Origin of the sequence: Flavisolibacter ginsengisoli DSM 18119, from assembly GCF_900129295.1 — a bacterium.
Lineage (GTDB): Bacteria > Bacteroidota > Bacteroidia > Chitinophagales > Chitinophagaceae > Flavisolibacter > Flavisolibacter ginsengisoli.
Genome location: NZ_FQUU01000003.1, coordinates 185,624 through 204,108, shown reverse-complemented (window position 1 = coordinate 204,108; position 18,485 = coordinate 185,624). Strand labels below are relative to the sequence as shown.

Sequence of the window (18,485 nt, the reverse complement as noted above, 5' to 3'; positions counted from 1 at the left end):
TTATAAATTAACGTTCAGACCCACTGTCATGGTTCTGAATGGCGTATAGGTTGCATCAGCTGTTCCTGTAAATGCACGTTGAGGATCCATTCCCTTTTTTGCTGTAAATAAATAAGCATTATCTACATTGGTGAATACCTGGATACCGGCTATGTGCATACGTTTTGCAACTTCACTTGAAATGGTATAGCTAAGTGTAACATTTTTGATGTTCAAATAAGATCCATCCACTAACCATCTTGAAGATGCACCATCCTGTCCTGCAATACCATTTTGCAATCTTGGTACATTAGTAACATCACCTGGCTTTTGCCACCTGTTCAGGATGTCTGTTTGCCATGCAGTACCCGGAGAACCACGGTGCATGATGCTGGCATAGTTACCATCATAGAACTGGCCACCATAGGCAAAGGTTAATAAGAAGGAAAGATCGAAATTCTTATACCTGAAAGCGTTAGTTAGACCACCGGAAATATCAGGTAGTGCTGAACCAAAATAATAATAACTTGCCTGGCTGTAGGTATTGGTCAATACTCTTTCACCAGTAGGCTTATTATCAGATCCCATTACATCTTTATAGTATAATGCATCTCCGTTAGCAGCATCAACACCTGCAAATTCTGGCAACCAGAAATCATAGATACCATGTCCAATTGACATTTTCTTAGTACCATTTACGATGCCCTTTTCCTGCTGTGCAGGAGGTAATTTAGTGATCTTATTTTTAAAATGCGTCAAGTTCAGATCTATTCTCCAATCAAAGTTTTTGGCTCTAACTGCGTTATAACCCAACTGAAGTTCAACCCCAAAATTCTTCATTGTTCCAATGTTCTTGTAAACACTAGATCCTAAAGAGATTGGAAGAGGTACATCAAATAAAAGATTATCAGACTGCCTGTTGAAATATTCAAACGTTCCCTGTAGTTTGTTCTTTAAAATAGCAAAGTCGAGTCCAACGTTAAAAGTCTTATTAGTTTCCCAAAGAATGTCTGAATTTAAGCCTCTTGTTGGAGCAGTATAACTTCCTGTACCATTGGCATAGTAATAATCGCGGTAAGGGTAGAACAATCCAATGTTTTCATTTCCCTGCTCACCATAACTGGCTCTTAACTTCAGTTCGTTTACCCAGGTAATATCTTTTAGGAATGCTTCCTGTGAAACTCTCCAACTGGCACCCACAGAATAAAATTTACCCCATCTTACTGAATCACGGAACCTGGAAGAACCATCTGTACGGAAACTTCCTGACAATTGGTATTTCTGATCAAGATCGTAGTTTACGTTGGCAAAATAACTCTCTATCCTATGGTTATCTGTTTGCGAACTTGCAGGATATAAAGTAGTAGCTCCATTATCTAATTCTGTTTGACCAGGGAATTGGAATCCTGATTTAGAACCCTGTACATAACTGTACTGGTATTTATAATTTTCGTGTCCTACTAATGCCCTAACATTATGACGTCCGCTTAATAGCTTGTTCCATGTCAGCACCTCATTTCCAGTTAATGATATCTGGCGGTCATCAGTCTTTGTTGATCGGCCACCATTTGTTAAACCCGGAGATGGAGCAGCATCACCAAACTGGTTATTTTGATAAGAAGTAATATCGTTAGCAAAATAGTTTATACCCAATGTTGTTTTAAAAGAAAAGTCTTGCAGGAACTTGATCTCTGCATATGTATTGGCGTTACCATTGAATATATTAGTGGAACGGTCATCCAGGTTTAGAGAACCTAACAGGTTTGAGTTACCTGCGTAAGGCCGTGTACCCATTTGGGCCGGAGTACCCCAATCTAATGCATTCTGACCGTTAGTTGAATCAAACACGAAGGCACCTGTTGTCAGGTTATGCTGATAAACAGGATATATAGGTCCCATTTGTCTTGTAAAGTAAAACGGGTTGGTAGTGGATGTTCCACCACTAGGCACATCTTTTCTTTGTGCAACAGATCCGTCAATGTTCATTCCTGTAGTCAACCAATTGGTAGCTGCAGCATTTACATTAAGACGAAGATTGTAACGCTTGTAACCAGAAAACTTAACAATACCCTCTTCATTTAAATACCCGGCTGACAAATAGTAATCTGTTTTATCTCCGGCGCCTGAAACACTAACATTAGCATTTGTTCTTGCAGCTGTACGGAAAAGTGCATCCTCCCAGGACTCATTATATAAAAGTTGCGCATTTTGATTCAGCTTACCTGTAACCGGGTCAACCAACTGGTTGCCGGGTACATTATAGGCATTATAAACAAGCCCGCTTGATCCTGTCAAAACATTTGAGGCAGAAATCCCGGCAGCCGCAGGTGTTTGTCCCTGTGCTATGTAGGAATTTTTGTATGCTTCCCAGAACAACTCATAGTATTGTTGAGCGTTCACCCTGTCGTACTCAGGAATTCCCCGGCTCATATATCCCTTCCGGAATGTAGCAGTCACATTTGATCTGCCTTTTTTACCCTTCTTGGTAGTGATCATTACAACACCATTTGCAGCCCTTGAACCATATAAAGCTGCGGCAGCGGCATCTTTCAATATAGTAACCGATTCGATATCATCTGTAGCAATGGCACTGATAGAACCATCATAAGGAACACCGTTTAATACATACAGCGGAGCGCTTGTAGCATTCACAGAGCCCACACCGCGGATCATTATGCTGGCCCCGGTACCTGGAGCACCTCCACCATTAGTTACTACTATTCCTGGAACTAAACCTTCTAAAGCACGTGTAACAGAAGTAACCTGTTGCTTCTCAATTGATTTGGCGGTAATAGTGTTTTCAGAACCTGTAAAGGATTTTTTCCTAACAGTTCCATAAGGAACAGTTACCACCACTTCGCTCATTGCCTGCTCAACTGAGGATAAAGAAATTGTAACAGTGCTCTTACCATCGATAGAAATTTGCTGGTCCTGGTATCCAACTGAACTAACAACAAGGGTGTTGTTGTTGGCAGGAACAGCTAAACTAAAACTTCCATCAGTACTTGTTATAGTACCGAAAGATGTTCCTTTTACACTTACAGAAGCATTCGGTATACCTGCTCCCTGGGGATCAGTAACCTTCCCGGAAACAGTCCGGTTTTGTGCCAGGAGTTGGGTACTAGCCATAAGTACTCCCAGCATGATGAACAATAGTCTTCTCATGTTTGATTTTAAATTAAAAAATAATGATAGATGTGGCGCAGCCTTTTGGTGACCTCAAAACAACAACCTCCGGTAAATATGAGTGTATCTGAGAAAGTTTAGACCTGGAACCCATCCTATTTTGACGCACGAATTTAATTGTTAAGAGATTATAAATTATGTTTTATGAATAAAAATTAATATTTAAGTGCAAACCCCTATAAATTGTGGATCTTAATAGAATCATCCCTGTTCTATCCAACTTTTCCACTTAAACACATGGCATTAGTATTAATTTGAACCTAATATTTACATATTATTTTCAATTATCTTAAATGCTCTTGCGATTTATAACATGTTTAAATAATGGAGAATTTTACCGTCGTAAGGGTGAATGATATACTGGACGGCCAAAATGGGACTGACATAAATTCTCATAGGCATAGCAGTTGGTTTTAAAAAATGTTCTTACTCAATTTCAAAAGGCCAGATAAAAACAGCTCCTTCAAGACAAATAACGTCCTTTAAAAGTTGCACGAAATTAAAGTGAAGAATAAAATCATTTGCTGCATTACTCATATAATCGCCCAAACGATAAATTTTGCCGTCAAAGCCGTATAAATAACCGGATATGATTGTCCTTAATTATTCATCTTAGTTATGCGTTTCCTGTAAAACGTAAGCAATAATGCAGGTAATAATACAAGGTTGGCCAAAGTGGCTGTAACAAGAGTTAGTGAGGTTAGCCAGCCCAATGCCTTGGTGCCTCCAAATCCACTAAAACAAAAAACTACAAAGCCTGCAATTAAAACTATAGAGGTATATATAATACTTAGACCTGTGGAATGGATGGTATCTATGACTGTTTGTGCTGCATTAAAATTATTTGGTTTCAACTGCTGCTTATAGTTAACCAGGAATCGTATTGTAATATCAATCGCAATACCAAGCGCCACACTGAAGATCAATACTGTTGAAGGCTTTAAAGCTATTCCGGCCCATCCCATAATTCCGGCTGTTATGATCAAAGGGATCACATTTGGAATAAGAGAGCATATAAGTATGCGCCATGACCGGAAAAGGTATAACATACATAGGGCAATTAAAAGAAATGCCCAAATCACACTATCTGTCAAACCATTTATAATAAACCTTGTTCCCTCAAGAAAGGTTATGGAGGTCCCAGTAAACTGAACATCATATTTTGAAGAGTCAAACAATTGATCCGAACGTTTTTTAATGCTATCAAGTACAATAGGTAGTCTTGCACTTCCAATATCTTTCATGCTTACACTTATCCTAACCTGCTGCCGGTTGCTATCCATAAAACTGGTTACAAGTCGTGATAAAGAATTTCGGGAAGTATCACTGACGTTGGGAGAAAGATAAGGCTTCAAGGCAATAAGATCATTGTCACCTGGCATAGCATAACTTGAGCTATCCCCTTCAAAAAAAGCCTGTCTTGCAAACTTCAACCCTTCTGTAATGGTCAAAGGCTTTCCTATATAAGGCTTTGAAGCCAGGAATTGCACAAAAGAATCGATCTTACGAAGATTGTTTAAGTTTCGTGTTACCCCGTATTTTTTCCTTGTATCAACCAAAACTTCCAAAGGCATTACACCTTTAAAATTTTCCTCGAAAAATTTAAGATCAGTATACACCTTATCATTTTTCGGAAGATCATCTACAATGTAGCCTACACTTTTCAGTCGCAGTATGCCGCCAATTGCAAAAACAAGAATAAGTAAGGTAACAGCATAAATTGTTTTCCGATGGTTTAAAGACCACCTTTCAAGGTGATCAAGTGATTGCTGCAACCATTTATTTTCCAGGTAACGTGTATGTCTTTCTTTAGGAGGGGGAAGAAAATTCAGGGTCACCGGAATTAGCACCAGTGAAATAAAGAACAGGCTCATGATGCTGATGCCTGCCACCACTCCAAACTCTTTTAATATGGCACTTTCAGTCAATGCAAAAACTGCAAAGCCAATGGCGGCTGCTATATTGCAAAACAAGGTCACGATCCCCATTTTGCTTATCATTGAAATGATAGCCTCCTTCTTATTTTTCAATTCCTTATACGAGGTATGGTATTTATTGAGAAAGTAAACACAATTGGGAATACCGATGACAACTACCAATGGAGGAATGAGAGCAGTCAATATCGTGATCTTATAACCTGAGATATCCAGTATACCAATACTCCAAATTACCCCGATGATAACAACAGCCAGAGATATCATCATCGCACTTAAAGAGCGGAAAAACAGCAATAGTATCAAGGCCGATAATAAAATGGAAGCGATCAGGAAGAACCGCATTTCTTTTTGTATCCTGTCACTGATGATGGTTCTTATATACGGAAGGCCACTGTAATGAACTTTAGTTTGTGTTTGACTAGCAAATGCATCGCCCTTGCGAATGATATTATTTACAATGGCTGTTCTTTGGGCTGAATTGATTAAAGTCGTATTCAGCCTCACGCCCATTAACCAGGTTTTTGTATCCGCATTGTAAAGAAGCCCCTTATAAAACGGCAGGCTTAGAAAAACCGAAGCACTGCTGTCAATTTCGGCCTGGCTTAAAATTGTATCCCTGAAAACAGGCAATGCCTGGAGTTTCTCTTCACCCTCCTTTCTTACAAGATTAATGGATGAGGGAACGGATACTACATCATCCACACCCCTTACCAGTTTCAATTGCTTTTGCAGAGTATGATATTGATTAAAAAGATGGGAACGGAAAATTTCGGGCGAGCTGATACCTATCACCATAAGGTTTCCATCATCGCCAAACTTTTTACGGAATTCCTGGTACTCCTTGTACTTAGGATTATTGACGGGTATCGCCTTTGCAAATTCATAGCTCAGGCTGACCTTACTGGCCTTCCATCCAAAGTAAGAAGTGAGGGTCAGTAATAGTATCAAAAGAACTATTCCAAATCGCAGGATACCTTTACCAATAATATTCCACATGTACCAACTGTTTGTAGGGCAAAGAAAGGAAATATACGAAGAGTTTGAAAGCTTCATATAAGAACAACCGAATTCAATCCATGCCTAGCAGGGTCAATGCTATACATATGCCTTTGTATATTTTTCTCATATTACACTTAGCTTTGAAATGTGTACAGGTTACTCCTTATTTTATTATTCATTTCTGTTAACAGTATTGCGCAGCAATCTCTGCCTCCTATCGGAATGTGGAGAGAACATTTGCCTTTCCAGGGTACGATTGATGTGACTGTATCTTCAAATAAAGTATATGCTGCTACAGAATACAGTTTGGTTAGTGTTGATCTTCAAACTAATGAAGTTTCAAGGTTAAGCAAGGTTACTGGCCTCAGTGAAACAGGAGTGGCAGCGATTAAATTTGATGTTCTGTCAAACAAGTTATTTATAGCCTATTCAAACAGTAACCTGGATATCATTGACAATTCAGGAATACATAATTTACCTGAATTAAAAAGAAAGGTAGTTACGGGAGATAAAAACATTTATGATATCTATACAGATAACCAGTTTAGTTATCTCTCTACGGGCCTGGGTGTAATAGTAGTGGATGCTGAAAAGTATGAGATCAGGGATTTCTGGCTAATCGGGGAGAATGGTGGCCCGGTTAAAACCAATATGTTTACAAAGGCGGGTGGGAATTATTACGCAGCTACTGAAGAAGGGTTAAAAACGACACCTGCATCTACAAGCAACCCTGCCAACTCTTCCTCCTGGCTCAATCTATCAGGCAGTAATGGCCTTTCAGCTTCTGCAGCCAAAGCTGTATTCAATTATAACAACACCATCGTTGTTATTCAAAATGATACATTATTTATAAAAAATTCACAGGACTTCCAGCCTTTTTTTTCTAATGGCTGGCATGTTTTGTCTGCTAATGTTTCAGGAGATAAACTGCTTATATCCCAAAAGAATTCAACTGGGGAGGCGCAGGTAATAGTTTTAGATGCGAATGGTAATATTATAACAGAATTGAAACAGGAAAACGTAATAGCTATGCCTGGAAAGGTTTTGGCTATAAACAATGAATATTGGGTAGCCGATTTGTATGGAGGCCTGTCACGATGGACAAATGGTAGTGCAACCGAGGTCTATAAATTAAATTCTCCGGATAATATAGCCTTAGGCCAACTGGCTTTTGGCAACAACACTTTTTATGCAGCAGCGGGTGCGATAAATGATTCCTGGAACTATCAATACAATCCCAATGGTGTTTACCAATTGAATAATGGCTACTGGGACTCCTTCAACAAATATCATAACCCAGCTCTTGACACGGTTCTAGACATCATTTCCATTGCCCCTGATGTGCGAGACGGTACATTATGGGCCGGATCTTTTGGTGGGGGTTTGGTTCACCTGGGAGCTAAAAATGAAATTAAGATCTTTAAACAGGATAGTCCTCTTGAAACCATACCAGGTGACCCTGGAAGCTACAGGGTTTCCGGACTTGCATTTGATAAGGATCATAATTTATGGATAAGCAATTTTGGCGCAAACCATCCATTGCATGTTCTTAAAAATGATGGCTCCTGGCAATCTTATACCATACCAATAAACCTTAATCTAAATGCAGTTGGCAGGATCATAATTGATGATGCATCCCAAAAATGGATACAAGCACCTTTAGGAAATGGTTTATTACTTTTTAATGATAATGGCACCATAGACAATACCTCAGATGACAAATGGAAATTATATACTGTTGGAACAGGATCGGGGAATTTGCCCTCTAATAATGTCACTTCCCTGGCAAAAGATAAAAATGGTTTCATCTGGGTTGGCACCACTAATGGCATTGGAGTGATCCAATGCCCATTTGAAGCACTCACCTCCGGCTGCGAGGCCATTTGGCCTGTGATAAAGGAAGGTGGCTTTGCTAATTACCTGTTCAAAGGTGAGGAAGTCAAAAGTATTGCAGTTGATGGTGCAGACAGGAAATGGATAGCTACCAGTTCCGGAGCCTGGATGGTAAACAGCGAAGGCGATAAAGTTTTGCTACACTTTACTGAAGAAAACAGTCCCTTGCTTAGCAATAATGTCCTTGAAATTGCTGTTGACGGAAAAACCGGCGAAGTATATTTTGCAACTGATAATGGCATTTGCAGTTACAGGAGTGACGCTACAGACGCACTGGCTGACCAGGGAAACTTATTAGTTTTCCCAAACCCGGTACCTCCAGGCTATAACGGACCAATTGCCATAAAAGGTTTACCCGAAAACAGCATAGTCAAGATCACAGAATTAAATGGCAGGCTGGTATACCAGGTACGAAGTTTAGGAGGGCAGGCAATCTGGAACGGCAGGGATTATAAAGGAAGGAAAGTTGCCAGTGGCATTTATATTGTAATAGCATCAGATGACCAGCAACAGCAAAAGGCAGTAACAAAAATTGTATTTATCAGCAATGAATAGCCTGGTAATACAATTGGAATTGAATTTCTTTAATAGATCATGATTCAAACAACAAAGGGCATCATTCTTCGTAGTGTTAAATATGGTGAAACAAGCCTGGTGGTTACTATTTTCACAGAATTGTTTGGACTGCAATCCTACCTGGTAAATGGTGTACGTACAGCTTCAAAAAAAGGTTCTTCCAGGTCTGCCATGTTTCAACCTTCAGCCATCCTGGAACTGGTAGCTTATCATAATGAGTTTAAAAATCTGCAACGTTTAAAGGAATACAAATGGGACCAGCTATATAAGCATATATTTTCTGATGTATGGAAGAATGCAGTAGCTGTTTTTATGATCGAACTACTCACTAAAGCGCTGAAAGAGACCGAACCGAATCCTGACCTTTTTTATTTTACAGAAGATGCCTTACTTGCACTCGACAGGGCAACACCAACTGTAGCCGCCAATATGCCTTTATTTTTTGGCCTGCACCTGGCTGTATTTTTTGGTTTCCGCATCAGTGATGAATACTCTCCCACGCACCAATTCCTTGACCTGGAAGAAGGAAGGTTTGTTGAAACACAGCCCCAACATGCCAACTACCTGGAAGGAAAAGAAGCAGAAGTAATATCACAGCTTTTAAAGACCATGCAACCTGAAGACCTGGCGCAATTGCAATTAAACCATGAATTCCGCAGGAAATTACTACAATGGATAGAATTATTTTATGCTATTAACATACAGGATTTTGGCACCATGAAAACGCTTCCTGTATTAAGAGAATTAGCCAGGTAAACTGCAATTCACTTTTCATTCATATCAATCGTTCTATTGTAAGGTCATTCTCATTGATTAATATAATCCCAGGACTTTTGCCCTGCTCAAAGCTTCCCAACTCCTCATCCATTGTTAATGCCCTGGCCCCATTAAGGGTTGCCCATCTTAACAACTCTTCTAAAGGAATAGCTGGAAAATGTTTTCTGATGCTACGTATCTCACTCATTATATCAAGAGACCAATTGCTTGCCAGGCTATCAGTGCCCAGCACCAGGTTACAATTATGCTTCCGGAACAATTCTACAGGCGGTAATGCATTTTCTATGTACAGGTTGGCATTGACACATATGCAAAAATAAGTGCAGGAAACCTGCTGGCTATTGTCAACGTTTTCACTTCCATGCCTATTTGTATTTTTAATAAACTTCACATCCTCTTCTCCGGTAAAAGTATTGTGTACAAGTAAAATATTCTGAGCTTCCTCTAGCTTATTATAATAGCTCTTTAAACTGGTTTTATTAGTCGGTCTATGATGAGCATTATCAATATTCATTAACCGGTACATCCTGGTAAAATCACCTCCTCCCGAAAGGAAGAATTCGTCTTCGAAATCTGTTTCCTGGTTATGAATGCTAATCACCTTGTCCTTAAAAAACGGCTGTATAGCTTGCCAAAGATTTTCAGATACCGAATATGGCGCATGCGGCACTATGGAGCTCTTATTTTTTATTCCTGAAGATTGAAACTGGCTGTAAACAGACCTGGCCCTGTCAAAACGCATCCCGGATACAGACGGTGTCCATCCGCTGGCTTCAATAAAATTATAATATCTCAGGCGACCCTTTTGTTTCTGAGCAAGAGTATGTGTATTGTTACAGATGTCACCAACAGCTACAATACCGTTTTTAAACATTTCCTCTTCTGCGGCATTAATAGAATTTATTATCTCTTCCTCACTATGAAACCGTTCGGTAACCACTTTAAAAACAAAGTCAACCAAACCTGTCTTTTCAGGGATCAATCCCCGCATGTGGCTGAGCTCAAGATGACAATGGCAATTAATAAGTCCGGGAGATAATATACCCTCCCTTGTTTCGATATCATCTCCTGCCTGCTCCAGGGGTACTATATCTTTAACCTTTCCCTTCTCATCAATCACTAATATTTTATCATTTTGGAAACCATATCCATCAAAGAGTTTATCAGCTTTTATTTTCCTATAGTTCATCAGGGTTCTAAAATACACTGTTCTTAACGTTCTTATTCAAACCCTGAGACGTAATTTTGCCACCCAATTTTTACCATGCTTGATAAACTGGAAGCTATAAAAGCAAGATTTGATGATTTAGGCGTTGCCCTGACCAATCCTGAGATTATTGGAGACAATAAAAAGTTTGGACAGTTATCCAAAGAATACCGCAGTCTTGAAAAAATAGTAACAGCTTACAACAATTACAGGAAGGTATTGGATGATATAGAGTTTTACAGGGAAGCCCTGAATGGTTCCGATGAAGAAATGAGGGAATTAGCCAAGATGGAACTGCCGTCTTCAGAAGAGCAAAAAGAAAGCATGGAAAACAGCATCCGCCAGATGCTCATACCAAAAGATCCCCAGGATGATAAGAATTGTATTTTGGAGATCAGGGCTGGTACAGGGGGTGACGAAGCAAGTCTCTTTGCAGGTGACCTTGTAAGAATGTATATGCGCTATTGTGAGCGCAGAGGATGGAAAACAGCCCTGTTGTCTGAAAATGAAGGTACTGTAGGTGGATACAAGGAAGTTCAGATTGAGGTTGTAGGTGAAGAAGTTTATGGTACGCTAAAGTTTGAAAGTGGTGTTCACCGTGTGCAGCGTGTACCAGACACTGAGGCAAGCGGCCGGGTACATACCAGTGCAGCTACTGTGGCTGTAATGCCCGAGGCAGAAGAAGTTGATTTTGAATTAAAGGAAAGCGATCTGAAAATGGAAACCGCCCGAAGCGGTGGTGCCGGAGGTCAGAATGTAAATAAGGTAGAAACCAAGGTTTTATTGACCCATATACCAACCGGAACAGTGGTGGTTTGTCAAACTGAAAGAACCCAGCTTGGCAATAGGGAAAAAGCCACGCAAATGATGCGTACAAAGTTATACGAGGAACAGGTTCGCAAGCAGGAAGAAGAAATATCCAGGCACCGCAAAAGCCTGGTAAGTTCTGGTGACCGGTCTGCAAAAATCAGGACCTATAATTTTCCTCAGGGCAGGGTTACAGATCACCGCATAGGACTCACATTATATAATTTACAGGAAGTTCTTGATGGCGGCATCCAGGAATTAATTGATGCCCTGCAGTTTGCTGAGAATGCAGAAAAAATGGTCAAACAGGCCTAATTCCAACCCTCCTTGTAGATTTTTTTTCCCTTTGAAAAGGTTCATGTCACCTCTTTAATAAGGGGTTTACTCTTAGGTATTTCTCAGTAATAAGTAGGTATTTTAAATTATTTCAGGAAGTAATTCAGATATAGGTGTCTGATTAATAGATTGGCACCATTTTTTCATTTTACTTAGTACCAATAGTTCTTTAATTGTTTTAAATACCCTTAACAATTACTAAGAAACAATTGGCAACATATTTGCGTTTAACTATTTAGTTCTTCTCACATAAAGCAGTCAATTTTCTCATAAGCAGTTAGTTTTGGTTGCGACCCCTGTTTCTACAGGGGTTTATTTTTTTGTATTCACCCTTAACCATACTATCAAACCAACAATACTTCCTATTGCATCTGCTAAAACATCAAACAGATCAAACGACCGGTTTGGTATCCATGTTTTTTGTACAAATTCCACCAATAGTCCATAAGCTATAGCTATGATGATCATCATCCATGCATTGCCAGGCAACCCCAGTTGAAACGAAGAACACCATAGGAAGATAAGAACTGAAAATAAGCCAATATGTACCCACTTATCCAATTGAACATCAGCAAACCAGCTTTGCTCAGGAAGCGCCGAGCCTGGTATTACAAAGAGTATACACATCAAAAATAACCAGCCTATTGCTAACCCCTTTGATTTCAACCAATTTGCTTGCAGCATTTTTTTCATGTAATCTATGGAATAGAAGTTTAAAAATATATAGAACCGGTAGTGACATATCAGGCAGTTCTGAATTATAATATAGCAGCTGCCTATAGTTTACTAAGTACTACAGGAGTGGTGGTAGGCGTTGAACTTCCACCTTTAGGTTCCAGCGTAATGGCAAATGCTTCTGCCTGCTGAACATTCTTCATTCTGTAAAGGAGTTTATCTTGCCTGGCCTCTATCATGCCAAGGTCAATAGGCTTATTATCTAATAAAGCCCATAACTGGTATTGTTTATCCGAGGCTGGCTTGGGAAGATTATTGACCATCAGGTATACATCTTTACTGGTAGTATCCCAATAAATGGTAGCATATACCATTGGATTCGAAGCATTATTCATAGAAGCCATTTTCACATCAGGCTTTTGCATGATGGCAGCTTCCTGTTTCATAGCATTAAGCTCACTTTCAGTTCTACTTAGCTGCTGAAGCAGGGCCACACGCTCCTTTTCTAACCGTTTGGCATTACGCGAAGTATTTACCGCCCAGAAGGCTGTACCAACTAAAAGAATGAAAGAAGCGGCAACCAACCATTTCCATATAAAATTGCTACCGGGCTTGGTTTCCATGCTGACTTCCCTGGCCATTTCTGTATCTTCTACAGGAGAAAATATCTTTTGGACAATGTTTTGTTTGATATGTCCGGAAACGGTTACAGTGGAACTGGTAAGTTCCTGCTCCAGGGCCAATTCAAATTCATTTCTTGCAGCAGCTATTTCAGGATACTGTGCACTAAGCTTTTCAAATTCCTGGCTCTCCTGCTGGGTAGCAAGTCCTAGAACATAGCTTTCAATAATGCCACTTGATATGTATTCCTTTATATTCACTTTAAGATAGTAATGATCTTAATTGTGTTAATGCTGATCTGATTCTTGTTTTAACTGTCCCTAATGGTATATCCAGTGCTTTAGCAATTTGTTCATGCGTAAAACCCTGGAAATAAGACAGGTCTATTAATTGTCTCTGCTCATCTTTTAGTTTCAAAATTATTTTCTTTAAGCCAAAATCATCAAGCCTGGGAGAAACACTGAGGGGTAGTGAATCATTATTAGGTATAGCTACCTGTCTTTGTGTTTGCTTGTTGCCCTTCGATCGAATTTTATCAATAGCTGCATTACGTGCAATATTCAACATCCAGGTAAACAGCCTGCCCTTAGTTTCATCATAAGAGTCAATATGGCGCCATATATTAATAAATGCCTCCTGCAACACATCATTACCAAGCTCTGTGTTTTCCACAATCTGGCAAATAACGCCATATAAAGTCCCTGAATAATGGTCATACAAATAACTAAAGGCTTGTTCATCCTTATGACGCAAAGAAGCAATAAGCTCCTGCTCCCCATATGTCATTTTGGTGCCCAAAAACTAGTTATATGGAATAATTAAATCTGGATTATATACGAAAATGTTTTGTGGTTGGATTTACTTATCCAACAACTCCCTGGTATGCAGCAGCATCCATAAGATTATTTACATCTGCAGTGTTATTCACTTTCATCTTTACCATCCAGCCTTCACCATATGGATCGGTATTTACTAAATCCGGATTAGAATTTAGCTTAGGGTTGATCTCCGTAATGCTGCCATCAACAGGTAAATACAGGTCAGAAACAGTTTTCACAGCTTCAACCGTACCGAAAACATCACCACTTTTCAGTTCCTGGCCTAGAGTTTCTATTTCCACATAAACAATATCACCTAATTCATGTTGTGCAAAATCTGTAATGCCGATAGTTGCCACATCACCCTCAAGGCGAATCCATTCATGTTCCTTTGTATAGCGTAAGCTTTCTGGGAAATTCATACCTATGATTTAAATTAATCCTGCAATATTAAACCTAAGATCAAAAGAATTAAAATAATTATAAACAATGCCTTATTTCTTACGTTTCACTAACCTTGCCTTAAGGATCCTGATATCCTGCAAAGGCCGGTCTTTATCGACTCCCTTACTTGTAACAGTATTTGCTATGTTATCTACCACATCCAAACCTTTGATCACTTCTCCAAATACTGTATAATTCTGGTCCAGCTGAGGCGTACCACCAATAGTTTTATAAACCTCTCTATGTTCAACAGGAAGTTTATATCCTTTTAGCCGTACAACTTCTACGGAGTCTAATTCCCTGTCTGTAAACTTTCGTCCCTGCACAATATAAAACTGGCTGGCACTACTTTGTTTTTCAGGGTTTACATCATCCCCGTTTCTTGCAGCTGCCAGTACACCTTTTTTATGAAAAAGGGAGGGTCGGAATTCCGCAGGCACCATGTATCCAGGTCCGCCATTACCTAACGGCTGTCCGGCCATGGTAGTTTTACTATTTGGATCACCAGACTGGATCATGAAATTTTTTATAACCCTGTGAAACAATACACTGTCATAATAATGAGCTTTTACCAGTTTTAAAAAATTATCCCTGTGTAATGGCGTTGAATCATAAAGACGAAGTACAATATTTCCTGCGGTGGTATACAATTCCACATCTCTTTTACGATCTTTTCGTTTAAGCTTTACATCAGGTTGGGCAGCAACGATAACTACAAACAAAGAAAGGAAAGCAAAAACAAGTCCCGTTTTTTTGATCATAAACCCCCATTATTTTGAAAATACAATAAGATATGATCCTTTAAAAAATTCTCCTGCTCATGGGGCAGCATCTCCGGCATTGGTTTCAATTGATTAAAATGTGGCCAACCCTCCTCGTCTACTTTAGAAAGTTCATAAAAACCGCTTGGGCTAAGTACCGTACATATAGCAATATGCATCAGGTCCTGCTTTTGTTCCTTCGAAAATTTCTTTTTGATATCTCCCAATTCCTGTATCCCTATTAAAAATAATATGCTTTCTACATCAGGCTTTTTCTCAAACCGTTCCATAAGCTTTTCTTCCAGCTTCCACCACCTGGCCTGCAGATCATCATTTATATTCATAGCTGCAAATATCGTAAAGTGGTGGAATGTGAAGTACAGGGAACTTATATAACCTTATTAAGTGGCTTTGAATACCTAATAAAAGCGCAATTACATTGTAGTAAACATACAAATAGCAATTCACCGCCGGTGTTACTTATTTTTGCCGCAAATAACACCTGGTATGCTGCAACTGGCAACATTAAGAAACAATACGGAACTGGTAAAGGAGCGATTAGCTGTAAAGAATTTCAAAGAAATCAACCTGGTAGATGACATCATTGCTTTGGATGATGAGCGCAGGAAGTTAACCTTTGGATATGATGAAACAAAAGCAAAGATCAATGCTGCTTCGAAGGAAATTGGCCAATTTATGAGCATGGGCCAAAAAGAAGAAGCAGCTTCCAGGAAGAAAGATGTGGAGTCCTATAAAAATGCACTGAATCCAATACAGGAAAACCTGGAGGCTGTGGAAAAACAGTTGAATGACCTGTTGATCCGGCTTCCCAACCTTCCTTCAGATTTGGTACCAAAAGGAAAAACTCCCGAGGATAATGAAATTGTCAGGACTGGCGGCACAAAACCTGAGCTATATAAGGGTGCGGTACCACATTGGGACCTGGCAAAAAAATATGATCTCATAGATTTCGAATTAGGCAATAAGGTTACAGGAAGCGGTTTTCCATTTTATAAAGGAAAGGGAGCAAAGTTGCAGAGGGCATTGATTCAATATTTCCTTGAATTCAATACACAAGCGGGCTATACGGAATATATGCCGCCATTAATGGTAAATGAAGCTTCGGCATATGGCACTGGCCAGCTTCCTGACAAGGAAGGCCAGATGTATCATGTTACGGTAGACAACCTGTACCTCATACCCACTGCGGAAGTTCCGGTTACCAACATCTATAGGGATGTAATACTTAAAGAAGCAGACCTCCCGGTAAAGTTAACAGCTTATACACCTTGCTTTAGAAGAGAGGCAGGCAGCTATGGCAAAGATGTGCGTGGTTTAAACCGCCTGCACCAGTTTGATAAAGTGGAAGTGGTACAACTGGTACACCCCGATAAAAGCTATGAAACACTGGAAGAAATGGTGGCCCACGTGGAAAAGCTTATTCAAACCCTGGGATTGCATTATCGCATTTTACGGTTATGCGGTGGCGATATGAGCTTTACTTCTGCTCTCACTTATGATTTTGAAGTGTACAGTGCAGCCCAGGAAAAATGGCTGGAAGTAAGTTCAGTGTCTAATTTTGAAGCCTACCAGACAAACAGGATGAAAATAAGATATAAAGATGCAAATGGCAAAAGCCAGTTAGTGCATTCTTTAAATGGCAGTTCTCTTGCTCTTCCAAGGATATTAGCTGCCCTGCTGGAAAATAACCAGGATGAAAATGGAATTAAATTACCAGTTGCACTACAAGGCTATTTTGGAGGTGAAATGATTTAACATCTGTTAACGTTACCGTTTTTGTATTTTCATCCACAGCCCTTAGTTTTAAGTTACAAACGAAAATCATGAAGAAAGCTATTACCATTGTCACCTTTTCCTTACTTGTATTTGCCTGTAGCAGGAAGACTGTGTCTACTTCCAGTACCGTACCGGCAACTGCAACTTCTTCAACTACTGAAGCTTCACCAGAATCTGCCGGCCTGAATGCTCATGCCTTATTGGTAGAACAAGGTAAAGGCATTTTTACTACCAAATGTTCTAAATGTCATGCAACAAAGGATGTAACCGCCTATACAACAACCAGGTGGGATGGTATTTTACAAAAGATGATCCCTAAAGCAAAGTTGAATGAAGTAGAAGCAAAACAGGTGACTGCCTATGTGATGGAATACGCCAGCAAGTAATACTTATCAATTTAATTTTTTATAAAGTGAGCCCTCAATTTTTAATAATTAGGGCTTCTTTATATATTGACAACTGGATTTACTACAGGAATTCAATGGGAGACCTCCCGGGGAATCTTGCAGCATCTATATAGTAGCAAGGCGGAAGTTAGAAAGTACGCCTTAGGAAACCTGCACAGATTACTGCTAATAATTGATCAGGATGTCAATGGTGCATGCTCCGTCATTATTTCGCTGGATAATTTACCCTGGAGAGTTTTAATGCGACGGTTCATTATATAAAACCATGCTGGCGGAAATAATGCAAGTATCATCATGCCTGGGTAGCCTGTTGGCATTTGCGGTGAACCCTGGTGGTGGCGAAGTACCTGGTATTTTCTTGAAGCCAGGTAATGATGATCGCTATGCCTGCTTAACTCAAATAACATAACCCGGCCTATAACATGGTTGCTATTCCAGCTATGTTCTGGCATGGCCCTTTCATACATGCCATCCCCTATTGATTTTCTCTCAAGGCCATAGTGCTCTATATAATTTACGGTTTCCAATAAAAGTATTCCATTAAGAGCTGCCACAATGAATAAGATGGCCGACAACCATCCAAACAAAATAAGTATAAGGCCAACAAAGCCCAATTGGATCAATTGGTACAACAACATTTCATTGTGCAGGGAAAATATCGAATACCCTTTTTTCCTGGTATCCCTGTTTGCTATTTCCCAGGCACTGGCATAACTATAAAATATTGTTCTGAAAAAAAAGGCATAGACCATTTCACCAAACCTTGCCGAACTTGGATCTGCAGGCGTTGCCACTCTTTTATGATGCCCCTTGTTGTGCTCAATAAAAAAATGCATATACAAGGAAGATAGTAACAACAACCTTGCAAGGGTTTGCTCAAATGGATTGACGCGGTGACCTAATTCATGTCCTACATTAATACCAAATGTTCCGCATAAAAGACCCATCACTAATACCTTACCAACTATATCTATCGTAGGTTGCTGGAAACTTTGAACCGAAAACAGGAAACAGGCCAACGCTATGTATTGCAGTGGCACTATTGCATATAATAAGAGATCGTATACCTTATCCTTCTTTACCAGGTCTTCCTCAGCCTGGGTAAGGTTTGTATTATCAGGATTAAGGAATAATTCAAGTAGGGGAATGAAAGCCCATGTATACAATAAAGGAAGCCAGATGATCCAACCATGCGAAAAGAAAGAAACCAATGCACCTGCATAGATCAGCAATGGAGAAGCATATTTATAACTTCTAAAACTCAT

Annotated in this window: 15 protein-coding genes; 5 read left to right on the top strand and 10 right to left on the bottom strand. The window is 39.6% G+C overall.

Features of this window, described 5'->3' with window-relative positions; translation table 11 throughout:
- Together BUA53_RS04760 and BUA53_RS04755 are read right to left on the bottom strand one after the other, a co-directional pair.
- On the bottom strand, positions 1–3,144 hold the full coding sequence (locus BUA53_RS04760) for a SusC/RagA family TonB-linked outer membrane protein (RefSeq protein ID WP_072834106.1): 3,144 nt from the start codon (positions 3,142–3,144) through the stop codon (positions 1–3).
- Positions 3,145–3,764: 620 nt separating this feature from the next.
- Entirely contained in the window at positions 3,765–6,098 is a 2,334-nt protein-coding gene (locus tag BUA53_RS04755; protein WP_072834105.1) for an efflux RND transporter permease subunit, read from the bottom strand.
- A gap of 150 nt (positions 6,099–6,248) precedes the next feature.
- On the opposite strand from BUA53_RS04755, the gene porZ reads away from it, so the two are divergent.
- Both porZ and recO read left to right on the top strand, forming a co-directional pair.
- Positions 6,249–8,549, top strand: coding sequence for a type IX secretion system anionic LPS delivery protein PorZ (gene porZ, locus BUA53_RS04750; protein ID WP_139256341.1), 2,301 nt, complete (start codon positions 6,249–6,251; stop codon positions 8,547–8,549).
- Between the two features lie 39 nt (positions 8,550–8,588).
- Entirely contained in the window at positions 8,589–9,326 is a 738-nt protein-coding gene (gene recO, locus BUA53_RS04745; protein WP_072834103.1) for a DNA repair protein RecO, read from the top strand.
- Between the two features lie 19 nt (positions 9,327–9,345).
- Here the strand turns inward: recO and BUA53_RS04740 are convergent, their stop codons facing one another.
- Complete coding sequence (locus BUA53_RS04740; protein ID WP_072834102.1) at positions 9,346–10,536, bottom strand: amidohydrolase family protein; 1,191 nt, start codon at positions 10,534–10,536, stop codon at positions 9,346–9,348.
- Positions 10,537–10,611: 75 nt separating this feature from the next.
- Between BUA53_RS04740 and prfA the strand changes: the two genes are divergently transcribed.
- Complete coding sequence (prfA, locus tag BUA53_RS04735) at positions 10,612–11,676, top strand: peptide chain release factor 1 (RefSeq protein WP_072834101.1); 1,065 nt, start codon at positions 10,612–10,614, stop codon at positions 11,674–11,676.
- Positions 11,677–12,009: 333 nt separating this feature from the next.
- Here prfA and BUA53_RS04730 read toward each other — a convergent pair whose 3' ends face one another.
- The 6 genes from BUA53_RS04730 to BUA53_RS04705 all read right to left on the bottom strand — a co-directional run bounded on the left by BUA53_RS04730 (position 12,010) and on the right by BUA53_RS04705 (position 15,360).
- Positions 12,010–12,324: a VanZ family protein gene (locus tag BUA53_RS04730; RefSeq protein ID WP_217652931.1), complete on the bottom strand. Its 315-nt coding sequence runs from the start codon at positions 12,322–12,324 to the stop codon at positions 12,010–12,012.
- Positions 12,325–12,473: 149 nt separating this feature from the next.
- Entirely contained in the window at positions 12,474–13,253 is a 780-nt protein-coding gene (locus BUA53_RS04725) for an anti-sigma factor (RefSeq protein ID WP_072834099.1), read from the bottom strand.
- A 1-nt stretch (position 13,254) separates the two neighbouring features.
- Positions 13,255–13,779 carry an RNA polymerase sigma factor gene (locus tag BUA53_RS04720; RefSeq protein WP_072834098.1) on the bottom strand — a complete coding sequence of 175 codons (525 nt, stop codon included), beginning with the start codon at positions 13,777–13,779 and terminating at the stop codon, positions 13,255–13,257.
- A 76-nt stretch (positions 13,780–13,855) separates the two neighbouring features.
- Positions 13,856–14,233, bottom strand: a complete 378-nt coding sequence (gene gcvH / locus BUA53_RS04715) for a glycine cleavage system protein GcvH (RefSeq protein ID WP_072834097.1) — start codon at positions 14,231–14,233, stop codon at positions 13,856–13,858.
- Positions 14,234–14,305: 72 nt separating this feature from the next.
- Positions 14,306–15,016 (bottom strand): peptidylprolyl isomerase, encoded by a 711-nt coding sequence (locus BUA53_RS04710; RefSeq protein ID WP_084079833.1) that lies wholly within the window; start codon positions 15,014–15,016, stop codon positions 14,306–14,308.
- Positions 15,013–15,360: a hypothetical protein gene (locus BUA53_RS04705; protein ID WP_072834096.1), complete on the bottom strand. Its 348-nt coding sequence runs from the start codon at positions 15,358–15,360 to the stop codon at positions 15,013–15,015. The genes BUA53_RS04710 and BUA53_RS04705 overlap by 4 nt, the downstream gene beginning before the upstream one ends.
- 163 nt (positions 15,361–15,523) lie before the next feature.
- On the opposite strand from BUA53_RS04705, the gene serS reads away from it, so the two are divergent.
- Positions 15,524–16,792, top strand: a complete 1,269-nt coding sequence (serS, locus tag BUA53_RS04700) for a serine--tRNA ligase (protein WP_072834095.1) — start codon at positions 15,524–15,526, stop codon at positions 16,790–16,792.
- Positions 16,793–16,860: 68 nt separating this feature from the next.
- Positions 16,861–17,199: a hypothetical protein gene (locus BUA53_RS04695; RefSeq protein WP_072834094.1), complete on the top strand. Its 339-nt coding sequence runs from the start codon at positions 16,861–16,863 to the stop codon at positions 17,197–17,199.
- A 197-nt stretch (positions 17,200–17,396) separates the two neighbouring features.
- On the opposite strand, the gene BUA53_RS04690 is transcribed toward BUA53_RS04695, so the two are convergent.
- Entirely contained in the window at positions 17,397–18,485 is a 1,089-nt protein-coding gene (locus BUA53_RS04690) for an alkane 1-monooxygenase (RefSeq protein WP_072834093.1), read from the bottom strand.